The organism is Rhizobium sp. P28RR-XV (assembly GCF_012641385.1).
Lineage (GTDB): Bacteria > Pseudomonadota > Alphaproteobacteria > Rhizobiales > Rhizobiaceae > Rhizobium.
The window spans coordinates 110287-131361 of the sequence record NZ_JABAIG010000002.1; the positions used below are offsets into that span (position 1 = coordinate 110287).

Sequence of the window (21075 nt, forward strand, 5' to 3'; positions counted from 1 at the left end):
GCCGGACTCTGTCATGGATTTGGTTTTAAAGTCTCGGCTGGTCGCTTAAGCGATCAGCCCTTGTTCTTGTTGTAGACGTCGATGAACACGGCGGCGAGCAGGACAGCGCCCTTGATCATCTTCTGCGAGTCCGTCTGGTATCCGAGGATCGACATGCCCTGGTTCAGCACGCCCATGATCAAGGCACCGATAACGGCACCCGTCACCTTGCCGACGCCGCCGGAGGCAGACGCGCCACCTATGAAGCAAGCCGCGATCACGTCGAGCTCAAGGCCGTCGCCGCCCTTGGCCGTTGCCGAATTCAGGCGCGTGGCGATGATGATGCCGGCGATGCTGGCAAGAATGCCCATGTTGATGAAGGTGTAGAACGTCAGGCGGCGGGTATCGATACCCGAAAGCTTCGTCGCCTTCTCATTGCCGCCCATGGCATAGATGCGGCGGCCGATCGTGGTGCGCTGGGTTGCGAAACCGTAGAGGGCGATCAACAGCAGCATGAGAACCAGAACGTTCGGCAGTCCTCTGTAGGAGGAGATCTGGTAGCCGATGAAAATGGTCGCTGCGGCGATCACCAGATTCTGGCCGATAAAGAAGCTGAAAGGCTCGACATCGATGCCATGCTTCTCGTTCACGCTGCGACCGCGCCACGCGAGGAGGAACATCACAATCGGGATGGCAATGGTCAGGAAGATCGATGTCGAATGGATGCCGCCCATATCGACGAAATCGGGAATGAAGCCGGTCGCGACGATCTGGAACGCCGGTGGGAAAGGACCGATGCTGCTGCCGTTGCCCGTGGTGTTGATGATCGTATAGGTCAGGCCGCGGAAGACCAGCATGCCGGAAAGCGTGACGATAAACGATGGGATGCGGTGGTAGGCGATGAAATATCCGTGCCAGGCGCCGACCGCGGCGCCCATCAGAAGACAAATGACCGTCGCAAGCGCCAGGTTCATATGCATCTGCACGACCAGCACGCCTGCAACCGCGCCGACGAAGCCGACAACGGAGCCCACGGAGAGATCGATATGGCCGGCCACGATGACCAGCAGCATGCCGAGCGCCATGATGACGATGAACGAATTCTGCAGCACGATGTTGGTCAGGTTCTGCGGCCTGAACAGAACGCCGTTGGTGAGATACTGGAACAGCAGCATGATGACGACGAGCGCGATCAACATGCCGTATTCGCGGATGTTGTTGCGGATGTGATCGCCGATGGAAACGACGTGGCTGCTTTCCGTGGCTGGGTTGGCCGAACTCATTGATGCTTCTCCCCTGAGCGCATGATAGCGCGCATGATACTCTCCTGGCTTGCCTCTGCCTTCGGCAGCTCGGCAACGATTCGACCCTCATTCATGACGTAGATGCGGTCGCAGGTACCGAGAAGCTCGGGCATTTCCGATGAGATCATCAGAACGCCCTTTCCGTCGGCGGCAAGCTGGTTGATGATGGAATAAATTTCGTATTTGGCGCCGACATCGATGCCGCGCGTCGGCTCGTCGAGGATCAGGACATCCGGATCCGAGAACAGCCACTTCGACAGCACCACCTTCTGCTGGTTGCCGCCGGACAGGTTGCCTGCCTCCTGGAAAACACCGGACGAACGGATGCGCAGCTTGGCGCGATAGTTCGTCGCCACCTGCAGCTCGCGTACGTCGTCGATGACCGTTGCCTTGGAGACGCCCATCAGGTTGGCAAGCGTCGTATTGTGCAGAATATTGTTCGTCAGAACGAGGCCGAGTTGCTTGCGGTCTTCCGTCACGTAGGCGAGACCGGCGTCGATCGCCCTGCGAACGGTGCTGGTATCGACCTGCTTGCCGTCGACGAAGACTTCACCGCTGATCTTGTGGCCGTAGGACTTGCCGAAGACGCTCATGGCGAATTCGGTGCGCCCCGCGCCCATCAGGCCGGCAATGCCGACCACTTCGCCCTTGCGCACATTGACGTTGATGTCGTGCAGGACCTGGCGGTCACGGTGCTGCTGATGGAACGCATTCCAGTTCTTGACTTCGAAGATCGTCTCGCCGATCGGCACCGAGCGCGGCGGATAGCGGTCGGCCAGCTCACGTCCGACCATGTTGCGAATGATGATGTCTTCGCTGATCTCTTCCTCGCGACAATTCAGTGCCTTCACCGTCATGCCGTCGCGCAATACCGTGATCTGATCGGCCACCTTGCGCACTTCGTTGAGCTTGTGCGTGATGATGATCGAGGTGATGCCCTGGTTGCGGAACTCCATGAGGAGATTGAGGAGAGCATCGGAATCGCTTTCGTTGAGCGATGCCGTCGGCTCGTCGAGAATGAGAAGCTTGACGCTCTTCGACAAGGCCTTGGCGATCTCGACGAGCTGCTGCTTGCCGACGCCGATGTCGGTCACGAGCGTATTCGGAGATTCCCTGAGACCGACCTTGGCAAGGAGTTGCTTGGTGCGGGTGAAGGTTTCCTGCCAATTGATCATCCCATTGGCGACGACCTCGTTGCCCAGGAAGATATTTTCGGCAATCGAAAGAAGCGGAACGAGCGCCAACTCCTGATGGATGATGATGATGCCGATTTCTTCGGAGTCCTTGATGGTCCTGAACTGGCGGACCGCGCCATCATAGTAGATGTCGCCGTCGTAGGTGCCGGCCGGGTAAACACCCGAGAGCACCTTCATGAGAGTGGACTTGCCGGCTCCATTTTCGCCGACCAAAGCATGAATCTCGCCCTGACGGACCTTTAAATTAACATTTTCCAGGGCGTTCACACCGGGGAACGACTTGGTAATGCTCCGCATTTCGAGGATGGTATTGTCCATTGTCCGTATCCAACGCCGCGACCGAGCATAGCAGACCGCGCGATCGTCTTAAATATCAAAGCCAGGGCTCGCGTTTCAGCGAGCCCTGACCGCTATGTTGGAAAATTACTTCAGCTGATCAGCCTTGTAGTAACCGCCTTCGACGAGGATCTTCTCGTAGTTGGTCTTGTCGACTGCGACCGGGGTCAGCAGGTAAGACGGAACAACCTTGACGCCGTTGTCGTAGGTCTTGCTGTCGTTGACTTCAGGCGTCTTGCCTTCCATCAGAGCGTTGACCATGCCGACGGTGACCTTAGCGAGGTCACGGGTGTCCTTGAAGATCGTGGAATGCTGCTCGCCGGCGATGATCGACTTGACCGACGGAATTTCGGAGTCCTGACCGGTAACGATCGGAAGCTTCACGCCGCCGGAACCGTAACCAACGCCCTTGAGCGAGGAGAGGATACCGATCGACAGGCCGTCATACGGAGACAGAACGGCATCGACGTGGGAGTCGGTGTAATAAGCCGACAGCAGGTTATCCATACGAGCCTGGGCCGTTGCCGGGTCCCAACGCAGCGTACCGACCTTGTCCATGCCCATCTGGCCGGACTTCACGACCAGCTTGCCGCTGTCGATGTAGGGCTTCAGAACCGACATTGCGCCGTCATAGAAGAAGAAGGCGTTGTTGTCGTCCGGAGAACCGCCGAAAAGCTCGATATTGAACGGACCCTTGCCGTCCTTGAGGCCGAGAGCGTCGACGATCGAGCCGGCCTGGAGAACGCCGACCTTGAAGTTGTCGAAGGTCGCATAGTAGTCGACGTTGCCGCTGTTGCGGATCAGGCGGTCGTAAGCGATGACCTTGATGCCGGCATCGTGTGCCTTCTGCAGAACGTCGGACAGCGTGGTGCCGTCGATCGAAGCGATGACGAGAACCTTGTCGCCCTTGGTGACCATGTTTTCGATCTGCGACAGCTGGTTCGGAATGTCGTCGTCGCCATACTGCAGGTCGGTGCCGTAACCGGCAGCCTGGAGCTGCTTGACGATGTTGTTGCCGTCGTCGATCCAGCGGGCCGAAGCCTTGGTCGGCATGGCAATGCCTACTGTGCCCTTGTCCGCCGCGAAGGCAGGTACCACCAGCGTGGCGACGCCGAATGCAGCGCCGGCCATCAATGAGATAATGGATTTCATTACTCTCTCCCTTGTTGTTTAATGTGGCGGACAAAAAATGCCCGCCCGAAACTGCGGCAGGTTCCGTAGAAGGAATGGTTTACTTCTAATTGTGAGAAACGAAGTAGGTCTCCTCCACGCTCTCACGGTCTATGAGCTGTACCCAGCGCACGATCGGCAAACTCGTACGATTTCGTATATCTGTCAAATAGAATAACTGGTAAAACATATACCAACTTTGATATAATGGTAAAAAATAGTACTTTTTTGCCGACGAATGGGAAATTTGGCCGTCATGGAGAAAATATATAACGATTATTTGAGCGATGGCATTGAGATTCATTCCGACAATTTTCGCGACGACACGTTGTTGAAAGCCGGTTTGAAGCTCAATCACCTGCGAATGATTGTCACAATCGAGGACCATGGGCAAATTTCGGCCGCCGCCGAGTCCATGAACATGTCACAACCAGCGGCTTCACGCATGCTCTCCGAAATGGAGTCAATTGTCAAAAGTCCGCTCTACGAGCGCGTCGCCCGGGGCGTCGTGCTGACCCCATTCGGCCTTGCGCTCGCCAAACGGGCGCGCAAGATCCTGCTCGAGTTGCGTGAGGCGGGCCGCGAGCTCGGCGCCTTGCGGACCGGCAAGGGCGGCTCCGTCTTTCTGGGCGCGGTAACCGCCCCGGCGATCAGCCTGGTGGTGCCGGCAATCCAGCGGGTAACGCGCACCTATCCGGGCATCGAGATCAATATCGAAGTGGAGAACAGCAATGTCCTAGCGCGCGAGCTGCTGACCGCCCGCCACGACTTCATCATCAGCCGCATTCCCGACGATCTCGATCCGCGCCTCTTCACCGCCCATGAAATCGGCGTCGAGAAAGCCTGCCTCGTGGTCCGCAACGGACATCCACTGCTCGAAAAGGGAGTGGCCAGCCTGCCGGACCTCGCCGGCTACGACTGGGTCTTCCAGCCACCCGGCACGTTGCTGCGGCGCAAGGTGGAGGACATCTTCCTTGCGGCAGGCGTGCCCCTGCCGGAAAATGTCATCAACACCTCGTCCCTGCTGTTGACGCTTGCCGTGGTCTGCAAGACGGATGCCGTTGCTCCCATTGCGCTGGACATGGCGCAATTCATCTGCGGGCAGACATCGCAGGCCGGCGAATCCTCCATCCTGCCGATCGACTTCGACATCGATGTCAGGCCCTACAGCCTGATCACAGCGCGCGAACGCGCCATGCCGCCGAGCGCCCGGCTGCTGCACGACATGATCCTGGAAGAGAGCAGGAATCTTGCGCTGACATAACGTTACGTTCGCGGATGCATGCCCATAAGCTCCACGCCAACTTCCGCTCCTATGAAACTTGGCGTGGAGGCTCGCATGTTGTTCAGGCAATCATTGTTTCAATCCGTGCTCGACCGCCTCGATACCGAGGAGGATGCGCCGGAAAAGGAAGAGGCGCACCGCATCCGCGGCCTCAATGTCAGCTTTGCCGCGACGGTGCTCGGCGGCGAGGCGCCGGAAACGCACCGGCCCGACGAAGCCTATCGCGACAATCTCGGCGATCCGATTATCCCGCCCGAACCGGAACCCGAACCTGCGCCGCAGGAGCCGGAGCCGGAGCCGCCGGTCATGCCGAAACATCTGGCACGAACGTCACGGGAAGAGATCGCCGCGGAGCTTGCAATCACCTCGGACCTTACGCGCGAAGCTCTGCAGGAAAAACGCCGCAGCTTCGCCAAGGCCAATCACCCGGACAGCATCGCCGCCCTCTTCCGCGAACAGGCGACGACCCGCATGACGCTTGCCAATCAGCTGATCGACGAAGCCATCCGCCGCCTAAGGCGATGATTATTTCTTATCTTCCGCAGGCCCGTCATCCTCGGCGACATCGTCCCGCGCGGGCGCATCATTGGTTGCCGCAGGCGGTTGAGGCTTGAAATTCAGAAGCAGCATCCAGGCCGAATAGACACCAAGCGCTCCTGACAGCATGGCCCAGAACGGCTGCGAGCCAAAGGTTTCGACGGCTGCCCAGCCAAAACAGACAGCCACGATGAGGATGCGCACCCAAAGCGGCTTATAGAGCGGGTGACTGGGATCGATCAGTTGCATGGGTCTCTTTTGCCTATTCAAGAAGACTTGTCTTTAGCGCATCATTGGGAAAATTGTGAAGCGGTCCGGATAAAATAAGGTTTTGCGGGCTGATTTCGGCTAGGCCGAGATCGAACAGCATTTTTGAGAATTGTGAAGTCCAGGCGGCTTGACGCCGTCGCCGGAAAATGGAATGAAAATTCCATAGAGGTAGATATTCGGTCCATTTATTCCGAATTCAGGGAGGTAAGAATGACTGTCAGATTTGGCCTGCTCGGCGCCGGACGCATCGGCAAGGTGCATGCGAAGGCCGTCAGCGGCGATGCCAACGCCAGGCTCGTTGCCGTCGCGGATGCCTTTCCGGCGGCAGCGGAAGCAATTTCAGCCGCCTATGGCTGCGAAGTGCGCACCATCGAGGCCATCGAAGCGGCAAACGATATCGATGCCGTCGTCATCTGCACGCCGACCGATACCCATGCCGATCTTATCGAGCGCTTCTCTCGCGCCGGCAAGGCCGTCTTCTGCGAGAAGCCGGTGGATCTCGACGTCGCCCGCGTCGAGGCCTGCATCAAGGTCGTCAAGGAAACCAAGGGCAAGCTGATGGTCGGCTTCAACCGCCGCTTCGACCCGCATTTCATGGCCGTCAAGAAGGCCATCGACGAAGGCCGCATCGGCACTGTGGAGATGGTGACGATCACCTCGCGCGATCCGGGCGCCCCGCCCGTCGATTACATCAAGCGCTCCGGCGGCATTTTCCGCGACATGACCATCCATGATTTCGACATGGCCCGCTTCCTGCTCGGCGAAGAGCCTGTGGCCGTGACCGCAACCGCGGCCGTGCTGGTCGACAAGGCGATCGGCGAAGCTGGCGATTACGACAGCGTTTCCGTCATCCTCCAGACGGCGTCGGGCAAGCAGGCGATCATCTCCAATTCCCGGCGCGCCACCTACGGCTACGATCAGCGCATCGAAATCCACGGCTCGAAGGGCATGGTAGCAGCCGAAAACCAGCGCCCCTTCTCGATCGAAGTCGCCAATGGCGATGGCTACACCCGCCCGCCGCTGCATGATTTCTTCATGACGCGCTACACGGAAGCCTATGCTAACGAGATCGCAAGCTTCATCGCCGCAGTCGAAAAGGGCGCCACCATCACTCCCTCGGGCACCGATGGCCTCGCCGCCCTGAAGCTGGCGGATGCCGCCCTGCAGTCGGTCAAGGAAGGCCGCCTGATAAAGGTCGGCTAAGCAGCCGCAATTCCTGCAAGAAATACGATCCTCCCAAAAGGTCCGCCGCGAATCGCTTCGCGGCGGACCTTTTCTTTGGCCGGAAGGCCCGTGCCAGCCTCGCCTTTCGAGGCTGCCGTTCTCCGTTGTCGAAACCTCTTGCGAATCGCATAAGTACGTGCTTATCTGTTCTCATGATAGAGAACGAGATATTCCGGGCTTTGGCGGATCCGACCCGCCGCGCCATTTTTGAAAAGCTCGCCGCCGGTGGCATGAATGCCAGCGCCCTTCGCGAAGGCATTGATATCAGCCAGCCGGCCATGTCCCAGCATCTCGCCGTTCTGCGCGGCGCCGGGCTGGTCAGGGAAGAACGACAGGGGCGGTTCGTGAATTACGAAGTCGATCCGGAGGGGCTTGCCCTCATTGCGCAATGGCTGGCGAAATACCGCGCCTACTGGCCCGCCCGCATCGAAGCTCTCAAGGTCTTGCTGAAGGATATGGACCAATGAACGACCGGAAAATCCCTGCCCGCAAACCCGGCATCGAACTTGAGTACGATCTCAACGAGCCCCCTCAGAAGGTGTGGCGCGCGGTCAGCACTCCCGAACTTCGCGAAAACTGGCTGCCGAAGGAAGCCTTGGCCGATCCCCAGGCAATATCCGTCACGCCAGGTGAAGAGGTGCGCTACCGCCTGCGCGACGACGCGCCGCCATTCCTCGAAAGCACCGTAACCTTCAGGATAGCTCCGAACGCAAACGGCGGCACGAGCCTGCGGATCATCCACGAACTTGATGATGTGCGGCTTCGCCAGGCTGAAAAGGCTGCGGCAAACAATAACAGCCTGACCGTCATGCGCGCCGCCTGACGCTCTGAATAGATCAACAATTTCAAGAATATTGGAGTTCGCCGATGCGCGAAGCGATGCAACTCGTCCCCATGGTCGTGGAACAATCCAGCAGAGGAGAGCGGTCTTTCGACATCTATTCCCGCTTGCTGCGCGAGAGGATCATCTTCCTGAATGGCGAGGTGAACGATACCGTCTCAGCCCTCGTCTGCGCCCAACTCTTATTTCTCGAGGCGGAAAGCCCGAAGAAACCGATCAGCCTTTATGTCAATTCGCCCGGAGGCGTCGTGACCAGCGGCCTCGCCATGTACGATACCATGCGCTACATCCGCGCGCCGGTGCATACGCTCTGCATGGGGACGGCTCGTTCAATGGGGTCTTTTCTGCTGATGGCCGGCGAACCGGGCCAGCGCACCGCGCTGCCCAATGCCAGCATCCATATCCATCAGCCCTTGGGCGGCTTCCAGGGGCAGGCATCGGACATCTTTATCCACGCTGAAGAAATGAGACGAACGAAACACCGCATGACACGGCTCTACGCCGAGCATTGCGGCCGCTCCTATGAGGAATTCGAGCGCGCCATGGATCGCGATCACTTCATGACGGCGGAAGAAGCGCTGGAATGGGGATTGATCGACCGCATCCTGCACATTCGCGAGGAAGAGCAACCCTTGGGCCTGACGGATTGAGTCCAACAGCGGCGCTGCAGCCAGTCGCAGTGCCGAACTTTCGCGTCGTGGCTCTCAACCGGCCCGGTCGCGCAATTCCACGACCGATCCGCTCCTTTTCACGATATCATTGTCGATGATCGAAAATGCACGGTTCAGATGCCCTTCGAAGACGAGCGTCGGCTCGTCGACGATGACGCGCAGCTCCGGCATGCCCTCCATGCGCACGACATGCGATTCCGCCAGTCCCTCGGTTATGCCCTCGATCAGCAGATCATAATAGCGTACGCCCGGACCGGTGATGACGATCGGCATCCGCTCGTGCAGGCTCAGGACGCGCGAAAGGCCATTGCCGAGCGCCAGGCCGGCCTGACGGAAGGCCAGCACATTGCGGCGCCCGCCATGGCGCGCGCTCGCTGCGATCTTGTCGAGTTCGGCGATAGGAACGAACTTCGCCGGGATCGTGTCGAGCGGCACGTCGAAAGCCGTGCGCAGCATGGCATAAAAGCCTGCATAGGCCTCAATGCAGCCGCGTGCGCCGCAGCGGCAAAGACCACCGCCCGGTACATGCATCATATGCCCGAAATTCGGCGCCGAGATATGATGATTACCCTCCTGATCTCGGCGCACGATGCCGAGCCCGATGCTGTGGCCAAGCGACAGCGCCGCCATTGCGCGGAAACCGCCACGCGTGCTGATTTCCTCCTGCCGCCCGAGGGCCGCGGCCACCAGCAGGGTCTCGTTGCCAAGAATGACTTGCGCTGTCCATTCGTCACGAAGCACGGCGGCGAAATCGATCTCGGCGCGCCCGAAGATCGGCGACCAGCGCAGCACTGGTTCGGACGCATCGACGAGCCCCTTGCTGCTGATCGAGATCATCAGCACCTTGTCGCGCGACAATTGCGAACGGGTGACGATCCGGTTCAAGGCATCGCGCAATCCGGCCACGAAGCGATCGACATCGACGACGTTCTGCTGCCTGTCCTCGGTGAAACGGTCGATCAGGCGGCCGGTATAATCGACAAGGGAATATTGCACGGCATCCGACGAGATGACAACGACGATGAGATAGCCGCAATCACGCCGCTGCGAAAACAGCACGCGCGGCCGCCCGCGGCCACTGGCGGCCTGCTGCTCCGCCTTTTCGATGATCTGCGCCCGTTCGAGATCGGCTGTGATGACCGACACGGTCGCGGAGGAGAGTTTCGTAAAGTCAGAAAGCTCGGTATGGGCAAGCGGGCCGTGCCGGCGCAGCGCCGACAAGACCAAAGCGCTGTTCTTTTGACGGACCAATTCGGTGCTCGATTTGGCCAGCATCGGCAAGCTCCCCGCTCATCAACCCTCCCCTTCCGCAGCCCTGATAGCCCATTTCGGATGACCGATGAAAGCCGGCAATGCGGGTGTTGACAGTTGAAAAAATCTCTGACACTAAATTTCTCGACTGTCGAGAAAAAAATCCAAAGCTTTTCTTGTCAGCATTTTCGCCGCGGCCGACGGGAGTTAAGGATACGTGCGGCCGCATTCAATCGGGAGGATCACATGAAAGCTTTCATCAAGCTGGCTGCGGGCGCAGCCATCGTTTTGACCATGCAGACGGCCGCCTTCGCCAAGGATCTCGTCGTCGGCGTTTCCTGGTCGAACTTCCAGGAAGAGCGTTGGAAGACCGATGAAGCCGCCATCAAGAAGGCGCTCGCGGCAGCCGGCGCCAAGTACATTTCCGCCGACGCCCAGTCGTCCGCTTCCAAGCAGCTGACCGACGTCGAGTCGCTGATTTCCCAGGGCGCCAACGCCCTCATCATTCTCGCGCAGGATTCCGACGCCATCGGCCCGGCCGTTGAAAAGGCCGCCGACGAGGGCATTCCAGTGGTCGGCTACGACCGCCTGATCGAAAATCCGGCCGCCTTCTACATCACCTTCGACAACAAGGAAGTGGGTCGCATGCAGGCTCGCGACGTGCTGAAGGCAAAGCCGGAAGGCAACTACGTCTTCATCAAGGGCTCGTCGTCCGACCCGAATGCCGACTTCCTCTTCGCGGGCCAGATGGAAGTGCTGAAGTCCGCCATCGACGCCGGCAAGATCAAGAATGTCGGCGAAGCCTACACGGATGGCTGGCTGCCGCAGAACGCGCAGCGCAACATGGAGCAGTTCCTGACCGCCAACAACAACAAGGTTGACGCGGTCGTCGCCTCCAACGACGGCACCGCCGGCGGCGCAGTCGCTGCACTCGACGCCCAGGGCCTCGCAGGTTCCGTGCCGGTTTCCGGCCAGGACGCCGACAAGGCCGCTCTGAACCGCATCGCGCTCGGCACGCAGACCGTTTCGGTCTGGAAGGACTCGCGCGAGCTCGGCAAGCGCGCCGCTGAAATCGCCCTCGCTCTTGCCGGCGGCAAGACCCAGGACCAGATCGATGGCGTACAGACCTTCAACGGTGGCCCGAAGCATGTTGCGATGAAGTCGGTCTTCCTGACCCCGATCCCGATCACCAAGGACAATCTGAACGTCGTCATCGACGCCGGCTGGATCTCCAAGGCTGAAGCCTGCCAGGGCGTCAAGGCCGGCAGCGTCGCTGCCTGCAAGTAAGCACTTGGCTGACGAGTTGACCCGAAGATAATGCCGACGCCGCAAGGGGCTCTCCGTTGCGGCGTCGAATGCGGATAAGAGGCCCGCAACTCCACCCAGAATGGAGACGCAAGGCTTCCCGCATGTGTTGCGTCATCGCATATCCGATCGGCCTGCCGGACGGCGGTCGTGGAACCGGCAGACGCCGGATGGGCGAGCGATGGCGTCTATTGTGACCAGCGCGGATACTGCCCAGCGATCAATGAAAAGCATTCGCGGGCCTGCGCCCAACAGTGGGAGAACGGCAAAGCGATGGCCGACCTGACGCATTCCACAACATCGAGCGGTCCGCGCAATGCAGAGGAAGGCGCAATCACGCGCTTTCTGCGTGCCACCGAAATCGATACCCGCCTGCTCGGCATGGTCGGCGCGCTGCTGATCATCTGGATCGGCTTCGATCTTTATACCGGCGGCCTGTTCCTGACACCCCGAAATCTCTGGAACCTTTCCGTCCAGACCTGTGAAATTGCGGTACTTGCCACCGGCATGGTGCTCGTAATCGTCACCCGCAATATCGATCTTTCCGTCGGCTCGATGCTCGGTTTCGTCGCCATGGTCATGGGCGTCGTCCAGGCGAAATATCTGCCGGCCTATCTCGGCTTCGACAGCTCCTGGACCTGGGTCATCACGCTGATCTGCGGCCTCGTCGTCGGCACGCTGCTCGGCACTTTCCAGGGCGTGATCATCGCTTTCTTCAATGTCCCCTCCTTCATCGTCACCCTCGGCGGCTTCCTCGCCTGGCGCGGCCTTGCCTGGTACGTCACCAGCGGCCAGACGGTTGCCCCGCTCGATGCCACCTTCCGCATCATGGGCGGCGGCGCCGAAGGCTCGATCGGCGCGACATGGAGCTGGATCCTCGGCGGTCTCGCCTGCCTCTTCATCGTTCTCGGCATCATCGGCGGACGCCATCAGCGCAAGCGCTTCAACTTCCCGCGCCGGCCGCTCTGGGCGGAATATTTCCTCGCCGTCCTCGGCTCCGCCCTCGTCCTCGTGACGATCTACGTTTTCAACATCTATTACTGGCCCATCGGCATCGCGAAGAAATACGCGACCGAGCACAATATTCCCTGGCCGGAAACCGGGCTCGATATCCCCTACGGCATCGCCGTGCCCGTGCTGATCGCCGTCGGCATCGGCATCGTCATGACCTTCATCGCCACCCGCCTGCGCTTCGGCCGCTATGTCTTCGCCATCGGCGGTAACCCGGAAGCAGCCGAACTCGCCGGCATCAAGACCCGCTGGGTGACGGTGCGCATCTTCGCGCTGATGGGCTTGCTTGCGGCGGTTGCCGCGGCGATCTCCACGGCGCGCCTCAACGCCGCCGCCAATTCGCAGGGCACGACCTACGAGCTTTTCACCATCGCTGCGGCGGTCATCGGCGGCACGTCGCTTGCCGGCGGCAGCGGCACGATCGCCGGCGCTATGATCGGCGCCCTGGTCATGCAGTCGCTGCAATCGGGCATGGGGCTCGCCAATGTCGACACGCCGATCCAGAACGTCGTCGTCGGCGTCGTCCTGGTCATCGCCGTCTGGCTCGACATCGTCTACCGCTCGCGCGCCAAGTAAAAGGAATTCGGAACCATGACGGATCAAACCACTCCGCTTGTGGAAATGAAGAACATTTCCATCTCCTTCGGCGGCATCCACGCGGTGGACAATGCCTCGGTGGATCTCTACCCCGGCGAAGTCGTCGCACTTCTCGGCCATAACGGCGCCGGCAAATCGACGCTGATCAAGATCCTCTCCGGCGCCTACAAGCGCGACAGCGGCGATATCCTGATCAACGGCGAACCCGCCGATATCCGCACCCCGCGCGACGCCAAGAAATACGGCATCGAGACGATCTACCAGACGCTCGCCGTCGCCGACAATGTCGACGCCGCCGCCAACCTCTATCTCGGCCGCGAGCTGCAGACCCGCTGGGGCACGCTGGACGACGTCGCGATGGAAGCAAAGGCCCGCGAAGTCATGGGGCGCCTCAACCCCAACTTCAAGCGCTTCAAGGAGCCGGTAAAGGCACTTTCCGGCGGCCAGCGCCAGTCGGTCGCGATCGCCCGCGCCATCCTCTTCGATGCCCGCATCCTGATCATGGACGAGCCGACCGCGGCACTCGGCCCGCAGGAGACGGCGCAGGTCGGCGAACTCATCAAGCAGCTGAAGAAGGAGGGCATCGGCATCTTCCTCATCAGCCACGACATCCACGACGTTTTCGACCTCGCCGACCGTGTCTCGGTCATGAAGAACGGCCAGGTCGTCGGCCACGCCCGCACCGAAGACGTCACCAAGGACGAAGTCCTCGGCATGATCATCCTCGGCAAGGTCCCCCCGAAAGCCACCCCCGGCCCCGGCGCCATGCGGGAATAAGCCGAAACGGCCAACAAAAACGAGGCCGCGCGCCAAAAGCCCGCGGCCTCAGTCCACCAAAACGTCCGATCTCACGCTTTCCTGAATTTTCCTCATTGAAGCCAAACGCTTCCTAGGCTAAGAACCAGCCATCGGACAGGCGATTCAAACCGCCACGGCATGCACCCGTAGCTCAGCTGGATAGAGTGTTGGATTCCGATTCCAAAGGTCACAGGTTCGAATCCTGTCGGGTGCGCCACCGTTTTCCCAAATGCCCATGCCAATACGGAATAAATTCGGAACCAATAGCCGAGGTGGCACGCAACCGTCATCTGCCGCATCCCGATGATCGAGAAGACTCGCAACCGAGCTAGCCATTCCGCTCTGCAACACCCGCAAACGTCTGATCACATAAAGCCTGGATTTCGCGGCAGATATTGCGTCCAGTCGCCATAGCCGGGCGATGCCATCAGCAGCATTGGGAAGGTGATCCGCATGCCTTGATTGATCGCAAGGCTCAAGGCGCTGTCGCATGTGCCTGGCAGGAATGCCGATATCTTCTCGGCGGAGCCGTCTGTCGCCAGCTTCAGCATGGTCGCAAAGGCATCACGGAGAAGGTCAGGCCGCGTGACCGCGAGGGGACCGATGTGTCCGTTGGAGCCGATATAGCCGTAGCCGACAATATCATTGCCAGCGTGGAGCAAAATCCCTGTGATCACGGGATCGTCGAGCAGATAGCGGTGATGCTTCTCCCGCGAGACGCCGATGGCGCGGGAATCGATATCGACGAGATTTTCCATGGTCGCGGCGCCGTTGTCGATCGCGATGGCGCGCAATTGCGGTTCCGGCAGGGTCTGCTTTATCCGTTCGCGCTCGACGTTGAAAAAGTAAATCGGCATCTTGGGAAAGAGGCCGTGCCGCATGTAAAGGCCCTGCGAGACACGATTGAAGGTGAAGGTAATCAATGCCTTGTGAGCCGCTCCCGATTTCCGGGCGTGCTCCATGGTTCGCTCCAGCAGTTCATTTCCGATGCCCTGCCCCTGTCGGGCGGGGTCGACGAACAGCTGGGCGAGGAACCAAACATCGCCGCAAACCCAACTCCAGGCAAAGCCGAGAATTTCGCCCTCGTCTTCCGCGACCCATAATCCATCAGGGTCGTCCTTCAGCGAAAACAGCTGAAAGCCAGGAGGGCTTGCCGTCGCCATCGCGCCGAAGCCATGGCGAACGGTAAGATCGTTGATGCTGGCAACCACCAGCGCATCGGTCGCGGCCAAATCATCCGCGCAAGCAGGTCTGTAAACAAGCGGCATTGGATAACCCCGCAAATTTTTCCGCGTCAAAGCGCAAGACCGCAACACCCGTCATATCGGCCATTCATGACCGCCGTCTAAGATACCGCCGCTTCGCTTTCTGCACTCCTGATCCAGATAAGAGGAACCCGATGCTTGATGCTCCCCCCGGGCATATCCCGCGATCCTGAGATTTCGATAATAACATACGCGTTTTCAATATCATCCTGCCGGATGCGCGGCGAGATACTCTTTGGCAGCCGGCTTCGGCCTGAAAGCCTAAAAAGAATATCGGACGGCAGGAGCTTTCCTGCCGTCCGATAGTGCTATTCGGGAAGGCCTGGCGGCTGATCTCTAATGATAATCGGCCCTGCTTTCGGCTTAGTGGTTCTTGTTCGGACCCTTGCCCGTCGCGAAGCTGCAGGTCTTGATCTTGCATTTCGGATCGTCGCTCGTGGGCACGCTGGCGCTGGCCATCGCACCCTGTCCGAGGCAAGACATCGAATTCAATACGGTCCGATGGTACATCATCAGGCCCGGATGGTGCGACGGGTATCTCAGCACGATCGACCCTTCCTGAGCCATCTTTTCGTGCACGGCCGCGCAGGTCATCGACTTGGAATTATAAGCCGACATTGCCATCGCATTCGTGGAGAACATTGCAATTGCGGCAAGTATGATGATCGTCTTCATGGGTCTTCCTTTGGTCGCGCCGAAAGGCGCTGTCGAAAATGAGATAGTCCTTGATTAGCATCGGATTTATGACAGTGAGCCGACTTCCCTTATCGGCTGTTCAACCACTGCCAGGGGTGACCGGAGCGCCCGTTTAGGTACGATTGCGCCAGGGTCACTTGCGCCTCATGCTGCCCATAGGCAGATGCGGGCCGAGCGGAGATTTTAGAAATCGTCCGGCAAGATATGAGGCCCGATATGAATACCGGGCCTATTCAAGATGAAGGTCAGATTAGACCGAAAGCGTCAGAACGTCCGTTCGAAGCGAAGGATACCCGAGAAGGTGTCGTCACCCGGCAGGTCATAGTGAACGTAAGTCACTTCCGGCTCGATGAGCAGGTTCTTCACCGGGTTGAACTTGATGTTGGTGGTGGCCTCGAAAATCTTCGAGTCGGTATAGGCGAGCTGCAGGTTCCACTTCAGCTTGTCGTTGAACGGAACGCCGACACCGCCCCAGACAGCCCAGTCACCCCAGCCGCAATCCGCGCCGTGAACAACGCCGTCGGACGTCGTGCAGGCCGAGACGTTCTGGTTCGAGCCGGCATACTGGTTGAGCTTGTCGCCGTCGGTGTTCCAGCCGCCCATCAGGAAGGCCGAGAAAGCGCCGAAGTCGGCATCGATACGGGCCTTGATGGCGCCTTCCTCGACAATCGAGTCATAGCCGCCGACAACACGGAACTGCCACGCACCGGCCTTGTAGCCGAGGCCGGCGACGACGTTCGGAGCATAGTGGTCGGTCTCGGACAGCTGCCAGCTGCCGCCATAGGCGCTGGTGGTCGATCCGGAATTGCTGTCTTCGACCGAGATGACGCCGGTGAAGCCGGTGCCGCTATCATAGTTGTAGGTGATCTGGTTCAGTTCGTACGGGCCGTCATAGATCACGTCGTCCTGGATGACATCGCCAGCATAGCCGGTGAATTGGTTGTACTGCGAGTCCGTCTTACCGACAGTAAAGCCGCCGAGAGTGATATAGGCCCACAACAGGTTGGTGGAGGTGGCGTTGCCGTCGTTCCAGTCCCAGCGAACGATGGTTTCGGTCTTCAACGGACCATACTCGGTATCGGTCGCGGTATTGAGGTCGAGCTCGGCGCGGGTATGCCACTTGGTACCGAAGTTGCTATCGCGATTATAGGGATCCTTCCACTGGCCCTCGGTGCGGACCTTGCCGCCGACCCGCAAGCAGGTCTCCGTGCCGGGAATGAAGAAGTAGCCAGCGCCGAACGCATCGCAGATGCGGACATATTCCAGCGGCTCCGGTTCTGCAGCAACGATAGCATCAGCCGCATGCGCGCCGGATACGACGCAGAGGGCAGCAGCGGAACCGATAAGCAAGCTCTTGATGTTCATGGTAACTCCATCCGTCAAATGAACTTGCGCGATGGACGAACCTGGGGGACCGCTCGACATCAAGTTCCAGTGCCTAGTTCGAAGCACAACGCTTCACTTCTGATTAGTAAGCTGCATTTACTATTTCATTTTTACAAGGATTTAAGGGGAGCCTAAACATATGTGACAGCACCGACATATGACGTGTTGCTCAAACGACGCACATGTGTACGAGCGATGACAACTAGATGACAGCCAAGTGACAACAACGGCAAATGGCCCTCGTCTGCCACGCACTCAAGCGACATACATTGCTGGACTGACAGTGATGAATCTTGATAGAGTTTGAAGCGGACAGACAGCGCATCCATCCATGGCAAATCGCAGGCAGGATCATCATGCCGAAGATCGATATTGCAGCCATACCCGAAGTCAAAGGCACGCGTTATCCCGCCCCATTCAATGCCCCCTGCGCCGAGCGTATACGCCAGCGGCTGGGCAATGCCGGCGGCCTCAGCGATTTCGGCGTCAATCTGATGCGGCTGCCGCCGGGCAACTGGTCGAGCCAGCGGCACTGGCATTCCGAGGAGGATGAATTCGTCTATGTGCTGGAAGGCGAACTGACGCTGATCGAGGATGATGGTGAAACCATCTTGCGCGCCGGCGATTGCGCCGCCTTCCCGAAAGGCTCGGGCAACGGCCATCACATGATCAACAAATCGAACACGACGGCAATCTATCTCGAGGCCGGCACGCGCTCACCAACGGACCTTATTACCTGTTCGGACGTCGACATGATGAGCTCCAGCACGGACGGACGTTTCGTGCACAAGGACGGCATGCCCTATCCGGACGGTTAAGGCAATTCCAGCGAAAGTACGCAGCGGTTTTCCGTCCGGAATTGCGTAAGACAAACCGTTCTATCCTCGTTCGTCCGTCGTCACAGCCAGCCGATAGGACAGGAGATGCGTCGGCGCGCCATGCAGCATGACTTCACGCTCGAAACCGAAGCCGCATTTCTCCAGTACGCGCCGCGAGGCGACATTGACGGGACGCACAAGCCCGACAACGCGCTCTGCATGCAGATCATTCTGGGCGAAAGCCAGCGCCTCCGTTACCAGCTCCGTCGCATAGCCGCTTCCCCAATCATCGGGATGCAGATGATAGGAGAGATTGAGGCCCTCGAACTCCGTCGAGACGGTAACGCCGCCGAAGCCGATCAGCCGCTCTTCTGTTTCGATCGCCCAGCGCCCGAACCCGTGCAAACGCCAGTGTGCCCGGTCACGCGCCAGCCGCCGGACACTCTCTTCGGGAGAATCCGGTCTCGGATCCGGCCGATGGGCGACCAACTCCTGCCGCGAAAACAGGGCCGTGAGGAAGTCGAGATCCCGCTCTTCCGGCATACGCAGGGAAAGGCGCGATGTATGCCGGATCATGGTCCATTCCCTTGAAAGATCAGACCGCTTCGGCAAGAACCGGCGGATCGTAGCAGCAGGCATCCGTGGAAACCCCCATGCGGCATCCACTCGCCTCAAGCGCTTCCGTCACCACCTCCACGAACAAGCGGCGGAACCATACCGAGCGGCTGTCGGCCTGATCGACGCGCCGATAGAGCATCGTCACCGGATCGGCAGACAGCTCGAACGGCGGCTCCGAAATCGTAAGATCATGCAGTTGCGCCATGCAGCGGGCAATGGCTTCCGGAACCGTCGCGATGGCGGGAATGGCCCGCAGCGTCGTCGGCAGGGCGGAGAAGCGGGGAACGGTCGCCACCACTTGCCGGCGATGGCCGAGGCGGGCGAGAGCGACGTCGACACTGGTGGATATGGCGCCTTCAAGCGAAACGGTCACATGCGGCGCGTTGGCAAAATGCTTCAGGCTCAGCGGCGTCGCGCATTTGAGATGCCGGCCATCGTAGATGCAGAGCGAAGCCTGTTCGAACAGCGGCGCGCGAACGTGCCAAGAGGCCGGCTCATCATGCACGGAGATGCTGAATTCAAAGGCGCCCTCGTCCAGCAGCCGCACGGCATCACGCCGGTCGAAGGCAACGCTGGTCAGCCGGGCATTGGGCGCGAGCTGGCGCAACCGCGCGGCCAGCAGCCCGAAGAAGGACGATTCGAGATTGTCGCAGAGCCCGATACGGAATTCTCCCTGCCAGCTTCCCGGATCGAAGGCGGCCGGCGGACGAATGGCGCGCTCGATGCCGGAGAGAGCATCCTCGATCGCCGGCGCAATGGAAAGCGCCCGCGGCGTCGGCTGCAGCCCGCGCCCGACACGCACGAACAACTCGTCATCCAGCGTCTCGCGCAGCCGGCGGAGCGCAGCGGAAAGACCCGGCTGGCCAAGCAACAGGCGCTCGGCGGCACGGCTCACATTCCGCTCCTGCATCAGCACGGAGAAGGCGAGCAGCAAGTTGAGATCTATTTTTCGCAGGGTCGCATCATTCATCATCGTCAGTAATACCTGACATGGTTACTATCAATTTGCAATAGGGTTTGAAGATGTACATTTTCTCGTTCCCTGCCGCTTTCAACCTCCCAAGAGGCGGCAGCCTAGAAAGGAACGATCCCGATGACTTCTTCCCAAACCCGAAGCGGGGCCGGATTGGCGTTGCTGCTGCTATGCGCTGCCAACTTCCTCGACGCCATGGACGTCTCCACCATTGGCGTGGCCCTGCCCGCAATCCAGAAAGAGCTCGGCATGCAGGCCACATCCCTGCAATGGGCGGTCAGCGCCTATGTGCTCGGCTATGGCGGCTTTCTGCTGCTTGGCGGCCGCGCTGCCGACCTTTTCGGCCATCGCCGCGTCTTTCTCTGGTCGCTCGCCGTCTTCGCCGCCGCCAGCATCGCCGGCGGTTTCGTCGATAGCGCTCCCACCCTGATCGCCGCGCGCCTGATCAAGGGCATTGCCGCCGCCTTCACCGCCCCCGCCGCGCTTGCCCTCCTGCTCTCCGTCTTCGGAGAAGGCAACGCCCGCGCCAAGGCGCTTGGCGTCTTCTCCTCCACCGGTGCCGCCGGCTTCGTGCTAGGCATGGTGCTTGGCGGTGCCGCGACCATCATCAGCTGGCGCGCGACCCTGGTCATAGGCGCTCCCATCGCCATCCTCGCGCTCATCGTCGCGCCGCTCGTCCTGCCCGCCGATCATAAGCGAAGCGGCCCACGCGCCCGCTTCGATTGGGCCGGAGCATTGACGATCACCCCCGGCCTGCTGCTCTTCGTCTTCGGTGTCACCAATGCCGCAGCCGATGGTTGGCAGGCATTTGCGACCTGGGGCTCCCTGGTGGCCGCGCTTGTTCTGATCCTGCTGTTCCTGGTCGTCGAGTCCCGCCATCGGGATCCGATGGTGCCGCTCGCCATGTTCCGGCGCGCCAAGCTCAGCCATGCCAATGCCATTGCCGCGCTATACCAGGGAGCCTATGTCGGCTTCCAGTTCATTGCGACACTCTACTATCAAACCGTCGTCGGCTGGTCGGCCTTCGCCACGGGTCTTGCTTTCGCCATCGGCGGGACCTGCGTCATGTTCCTCGCTCCACGCTTCGCCACGATCGGACAGAACCGCGGAACGACCCTGTTGATGACCGTCGGTGTCGGATTGCAGGCCATCAGCTATCTTTTCTGGGTGCTGTCGGCCGGCCAGATCGATACGATCGTGCTCGTCATCATCTCGCAGCTGTTGCTCGGCGTCGGCTATGCCATGACCTATCCGTCGATCCAGGTCGCCGCCCTGTCCGAAGTTGGAGATGACGAATCCGGACTGGCTTCGGGTATGCTGTTTGCCTCCTTCCAGATCGGCGGCGGCATCATCCTGGCGGCGGCATCGGCCGTCTTCAGCGCAGCACCGAGCTTCGGCTGGAACCCCTACATCGCCGGCATCGGTTTCGTGACGATCCTCGCGGCCGCCATCACGCTGCTTGCCGCCGTCGGTCCGCGCTCATCCACCGCGAGAGCCACGAATTATCAAGCTGCGGAATAGTTCAAGGCAAGACGACCCGTCCG

Annotated in this window: 21 protein-coding genes and 1 tRNA gene; 12 read left to right on the forward strand and 10 right to left on the reverse strand. The window is 60.0% G+C overall.

The genetic code is table 11. From position 1 onward, the window contains the following. Nucleotides 1-53: 53 nt before the first annotated feature. The 3 genes from mmsB to chvE form a co-directional block, all read right to left on the reverse strand. Entirely contained in the window at nt 54-1262 is a 1209-nt protein-coding gene (gene mmsB, locus HGP12_RS04135) for a multiple monosaccharide ABC transporter permease (RefSeq protein ID WP_149634652.1), read from the reverse strand. Beyond that, nucleotides 1259-2797: a multiple monosaccharide ABC transporter ATP-binding protein gene (gene mmsA, locus HGP12_RS04140; RefSeq protein WP_168838480.1), complete on the reverse strand. Its 1539-nt coding sequence runs from the start codon at nt 2795-2797 to the stop codon at nt 1259-1261. Before mmsA ends, mmsB begins: the two co-directional genes overlap by 4 nt. 105 nt (nt 2798-2902) lie before the next feature. After that, entirely contained in the window at nt 2903-3967 is a 1065-nt protein-coding gene (gene chvE / locus HGP12_RS04145; RefSeq protein WP_168838479.1) for a multiple monosaccharide ABC transporter substrate-binding protein, read from the reverse strand. 274 nt (nt 3968-4241) lie between these two features. Between chvE and HGP12_RS04150 the strand changes: the two genes are divergently transcribed. Together HGP12_RS04150 and HGP12_RS04155 are read left to right on the forward strand one after the other, a co-directional pair. Next, entirely contained in the window at nt 4242-5249 is a 1008-nt protein-coding gene (locus HGP12_RS04150) for a LysR family transcriptional regulator (RefSeq protein ID WP_168838478.1), read from the forward strand. Between the two features lie 75 nt (nt 5250-5324). Beyond that, nucleotides 5325-5795, forward strand: coding sequence for a hypothetical protein (locus HGP12_RS04155; protein ID WP_168838477.1), 471 nt, complete (start codon nt 5325-5327; stop codon nt 5793-5795). Here the strand turns inward: HGP12_RS04155 and HGP12_RS04160 are convergent, their stop codons facing one another. Beyond that, nucleotides 5796-6056 (reverse strand): hypothetical protein, encoded by a 261-nt coding sequence (locus HGP12_RS04160; RefSeq protein ID WP_168838476.1) that lies wholly within the window; start codon nt 6054-6056, stop codon nt 5796-5798. A 231-nt stretch (nt 6057-6287) separates the two neighbouring features. Here HGP12_RS04160 and iolG point away from each other — a divergent pair, with 231 nt between their 5' ends. The 4 genes from iolG to HGP12_RS04180 all read left to right on the forward strand — a co-directional run bounded on the left by iolG (nt 6288) and on the right by HGP12_RS04180 (nt 8792). Beyond that, a complete protein-coding gene (gene iolG, locus HGP12_RS04165) occupies nt 6288-7280 on the forward strand; it encodes an inositol 2-dehydrogenase (RefSeq protein ID WP_168838475.1) in 993 nt (330 codons plus the stop codon). Between the two features lie 173 nt (nt 7281-7453). Beyond that, nucleotides 7454-7768, forward strand: a complete 315-nt coding sequence (locus HGP12_RS04170) for an ArsR/SmtB family transcription factor (RefSeq protein ID WP_112340583.1) — start codon at nt 7454-7456, stop codon at nt 7766-7768. Then, entirely contained in the window at nt 7765-8124 is a 360-nt protein-coding gene (locus tag HGP12_RS04175; RefSeq protein WP_168838474.1) for an SRPBCC domain-containing protein, read from the forward strand. Before HGP12_RS04170 ends, HGP12_RS04175 begins: the two co-directional genes overlap by 4 nt. 44 nt (nt 8125-8168) lie before the next feature. After that, a complete protein-coding gene (locus tag HGP12_RS04180) occupies nt 8169-8792 on the forward strand; it encodes an ATP-dependent Clp protease proteolytic subunit (RefSeq protein WP_168838473.1) in 624 nt (207 codons plus the stop codon). A 54-nt stretch (nt 8793-8846) separates the two neighbouring features. Here HGP12_RS04180 and HGP12_RS04185 read toward each other — a convergent pair whose 3' ends face one another. After that, nucleotides 8847-10088, reverse strand: coding sequence for an ROK family transcriptional regulator (locus HGP12_RS04185; RefSeq protein WP_168838472.1), 1242 nt, complete (start codon nt 10086-10088; stop codon nt 8847-8849). 222 nt (nt 10089-10310) lie between these two features. Between HGP12_RS04185 and xylF the strand changes: the two genes are divergently transcribed. The 4 genes from xylF (at nt 10311) to HGP12_RS04205 (ending at nt 13992) form a co-directional block, all read left to right on the forward strand. After that, the gene (gene xylF, locus HGP12_RS04190; protein WP_168838471.1) at nt 10311-11351 is read left to right on the forward strand and encodes a D-xylose ABC transporter substrate-binding protein; all 1041 of its coding nucleotides are present in this window, start codon (nt 10311-10313) and stop codon (nt 11349-11351) included. 291 nt (nt 11352-11642) lie between these two features. Continuing rightward, complete coding sequence (locus HGP12_RS04195) at nt 11643-12956, forward strand: sugar ABC transporter permease (RefSeq protein ID WP_168838602.1); 1314 nt, start codon at nt 11643-11645, stop codon at nt 12954-12956. 15 nt (nt 12957-12971) lie between these two features. Beyond that, nucleotides 12972-13754, forward strand: coding sequence for an ATP-binding cassette domain-containing protein (locus tag HGP12_RS04200; protein WP_168838470.1), 783 nt, complete (start codon nt 12972-12974; stop codon nt 13752-13754). Nucleotides 13755-13915: 161 nt separating this feature from the next. Then, nucleotides 13916-13992: transfer RNA gene (locus tag HGP12_RS04205), tRNA-Arg, on the forward strand. A gap of 148 nt (nt 13993-14140) precedes the next feature. Here HGP12_RS04205 and HGP12_RS04210 read toward each other — a convergent pair. The 3 genes from HGP12_RS04210 to HGP12_RS04220 form a co-directional block, all read right to left on the reverse strand. Then, complete coding sequence (locus HGP12_RS04210; protein WP_168838469.1) at nt 14141-15043, reverse strand: GNAT family N-acetyltransferase; 903 nt, start codon at nt 15041-15043, stop codon at nt 14141-14143. 360 nt (nt 15044-15403) lie between these two features. Next, a complete protein-coding gene (locus tag HGP12_RS04215) occupies nt 15404-15715 on the reverse strand; it encodes a hypothetical protein (protein ID WP_168838468.1) in 312 nt (103 codons plus the stop codon). A gap of 285 nt (nt 15716-16000) precedes the next feature. Beyond that, on the reverse strand, nt 16001-17101 hold the full coding sequence (locus tag HGP12_RS04220) for a porin (protein WP_168838467.1): 1101 nt from the start codon (nt 17099-17101) through the stop codon (nt 16001-16003). A 377-nt stretch (nt 17102-17478) separates the two neighbouring features. On the opposite strand from HGP12_RS04220, the gene HGP12_RS04225 reads away from it, so the two are divergent. Continuing rightward, nucleotides 17479-17940, forward strand: coding sequence for a cupin domain-containing protein (locus tag HGP12_RS04225; RefSeq protein WP_168838466.1), 462 nt, complete (start codon nt 17479-17481; stop codon nt 17938-17940). 60 nt (nt 17941-18000) lie between these two features. On the opposite strand, the gene HGP12_RS04230 is transcribed toward HGP12_RS04225, so the two are convergent. Together HGP12_RS04230 and HGP12_RS04235 are read right to left on the reverse strand one after the other, a co-directional pair. After that, on the reverse strand, nt 18001-18516 hold the full coding sequence (locus HGP12_RS04230) for a GNAT family N-acetyltransferase (RefSeq protein WP_168838465.1): 516 nt from the start codon (nt 18514-18516) through the stop codon (nt 18001-18003). A 19-nt stretch (nt 18517-18535) separates the two neighbouring features. Continuing rightward, a complete protein-coding gene (locus HGP12_RS04235) occupies nt 18536-19531 on the reverse strand; it encodes a LysR family transcriptional regulator (RefSeq protein WP_168838464.1) in 996 nt (331 codons plus the stop codon). Nucleotides 19532-19651: 120 nt separating this feature from the next. On the opposite strand from HGP12_RS04235, the gene HGP12_RS04240 reads away from it, so the two are divergent. After that, a complete protein-coding gene (locus tag HGP12_RS04240) occupies nt 19652-21052 on the forward strand; it encodes an MFS transporter (RefSeq protein WP_168838463.1) in 1401 nt (466 codons plus the stop codon). The last annotated feature ends 23 nt before the right edge of the window (nt 21053-21075 follow it).